The following is a 2,064-nucleotide window of genomic DNA, read 5'->3' on the forward strand; positions in this document are numbered from 1 at the left end:
GGCGCCTTCCTCACCATGGCGCAGTTCAACGCCTTCACCTTCGGCGTCGTCTCGGGTCGCGGCTGGGTGGCGATCGCTCTGGTCGTGTTCGGCCGCTGGGACCCGTGGCGCTCGGCGGGAGCGGCACTGCTCTTCGCCTTCGTCGACGCGCTGCAGCTCAGGATGCAGGCGAGCGGGCTCGGGCACATACCCTACGAAGCGTTCCTGATGCTGCCCTTCATCTTCACCATCGTCGCCATGGCCTTCATGTCGCGCAACGCCGTGGCGCCATCGGCGCTGCTCAAGCCGTTCCGCAGGGAAGAGCGATAGTGGCCCTTTCCTCTCCCTCCGGAGGGGGGAGAGGTGGCGCTGCGAAGCAGCGACGGAGCGGGGGAACCACCTCGCAACCGTCACCAACGGATATTGAAAGGGACCAAGGCGCAGAATCTTCCTGCACCGCGCCAAGGGTCGACCCCCACTCCGTCGAGCTGCGCTCGACACCTCTCCCCCGATCGACGGGGGAGAGGAAGGGCGCCAAGCCGTCAGATCGCCGTGAAGGCATTATCCACGAAGAGATGCGCGCCGTTGACGAAGCTCGATTCGTCGCTTGCCAGGAACAGCGCGGCCTTCGCAACTTCCTCCGGCTCGCCGATGCGGCCCTGCTGCGCCGCCATCGCCGCGTCGGAGACGTCGACACCGAGCTTGCCAAGGTCGGCCACCTCGCGCAGCCCGTGCGGTGTGCGGATGAAGCCGGGGCAGACGGCGTTGCAGCGGATGTTGCGGTCGCGGAACTCCACCGCGATGGCGCGGGCGAACATGTGGCAGGCGCCCTTGGTGGTGTCGTAAAGCACTTCATTGGGCGTCGCGGCCACCGCCGAGATCGAGGAGGTGCAGACGATTGAGCCGCCGCCGGCGGCGATCATGCCGGGCAGTACGGCGCGCGTCATCAGGAACATCGAGCGCACGTTCACGGCATGCAGCCAGTCCCATTCCTGCAGCGTCGTCTCCAGGAAGGGCTTTATCACGATGGTGCCGGCATGGTTGAACAGCACGGTGACCGGGCCAAGCTTGGCCGCCGCAGCCTTCGCTGCCGCTTCGACCTGGGCCTCGTCGGAGACGTCCGCCACGAAATGCTCGGCGACATGGCCGCGCGCCCGGATCGCCGCGGCGGTCTTGCCGGCCGCGTCGCCGTTGCGGTCGATGATCGCTACCTTGGCCCCTTCCGCCGCGAACAGCTCGGAAGCCGCCCCGCCCATGCCGGTCGCGCCGCCCGAGATGATGGCGACTTTGCCCGCCAGCCTTCCACCCATTTTCTTCTCCTCCGTCATTTTACGGGTCGATGCTATCCTTGGCGCCAGGTGACGCCAAGGTGTCGAAGGCGCCCTCCGCTGCGCCAGTTTCCTAAAAGGTCGGGGACCCTCCCGCCTGGCCCCGAGATCGCTTCCTGAGGCATTCTGAGCATCAGAAACTATCAAATGTGTGCGTTGGAGCATTAATTTCTCCGTATGCCTTGAAAATAGCAATCGACAAAGTCTACTAACTTTATAGATTAATGGCCGAGACGGAGGCCAGACCATGTCCTATATCCAGAACGCTCAGCGCAAAGGCCAGAGGCTGACCGCCGACCAGAGCTGGAGGCCCGCCTATGGCGGCACTTTCGCCTATATCGTCTTCGCGCTCGCATTCGTCTTCACCGGCGCTGTGGTTTTCGGGTTCATTCCCTGACTGACGCGGGGCTAGGCCCCGGCGTCCAAAAATCTGAGTTTGAGTCATCGGAGCAAAAACTGGCCGGGCGTTGGCGCGCGCCCGCGTCTCGGATTCGTTCGAGGGTTCGGGGCGACCCAACGTGATGGGGGAGATGGCAATGCCGATCGAGTTCACGCATGTTCCCGGTAAGCCTGCCAATGGCAGCTTCTTCTATGATTTCGCCGAGACCGCGACCAAGCTGTCGCTCATCGAGGACGCGGGTTTCCGCAGGCTGGTCATCGACGATCCGGCCGGGCTGCTCACCAATATGGATATCGCCGCGCAGACGCTCGACCGCACCGGCTCGCTGGAGGTGGTGCTGACGCATTGGGCCGGCGT

At 64.4% G+C, this 2,064-nt stretch carries 2 protein-coding genes and 2 pseudogenes; 3 read left to right on the plus strand and 1 reads right to left on the minus strand.

Annotation, left to right across the window (positions count from 1 at the left end; translation table 11 throughout):
* A pseudogene (locus tag Q0L57_RS13415) lies at nucleotides 1-309 on the plus strand (ABC transporter permease); the annotation flags it as partial.
* A gap of 212 nt (nucleotides 310-521) precedes the next feature.
* Here the strand turns inward: Q0L57_RS13415 and Q0L57_RS13420 are convergent.
* Complete coding sequence (locus Q0L57_RS13420) at nucleotides 522-1,289, minus strand: SDR family oxidoreductase (RefSeq protein ID WP_296743336.1); 768 nt, start codon at nucleotides 1,287-1,289, stop codon at nucleotides 522-524.
* 265 nt (nucleotides 1,290-1,554) lie between these two features.
* Between Q0L57_RS13420 and Q0L57_RS13425 the strand changes: the two genes are divergently transcribed.
* Both Q0L57_RS13425 and Q0L57_RS13430 read left to right on the plus strand, forming a co-directional pair.
* Nucleotides 1,555-1,704, plus strand: coding sequence for a hypothetical protein (locus Q0L57_RS13425; RefSeq protein WP_296743338.1), 150 nt, complete (start codon nucleotides 1,555-1,557; stop codon nucleotides 1,702-1,704).
* Nucleotides 1,705-1,843: 139 nt separating this feature from the next.
* Nucleotides 1,844-2,064: pseudogene (locus tag Q0L57_RS13430) on the plus strand (LLM class flavin-dependent oxidoreductase); the annotation flags it as partial.

The organism is Mesorhizobium sp., from assembly GCF_024509055.1.
Classification (GTDB): Bacteria; Pseudomonadota; Alphaproteobacteria; order Rhizobiales; family Rhizobiaceae; genus Mesorhizobium.

What these genes read in the sequence shown, in the direction of transcription:
- Q0L57_RS13420 (WP_296743336.1), bottom strand. Translation starts at nt 1,289, where the DNA reads ATGGGTGGAAGGCTGGCGGGCAAAGTCGCCATCATCTCGGGCGGCGCG.
- Q0L57_RS13425 (WP_296743338.1), top strand. Translation starts at nt 1,555, where the DNA reads ATGTCCTATATCCAGAACGCTCAGCGCAAAGGCCAGAGGCTGACCGCC.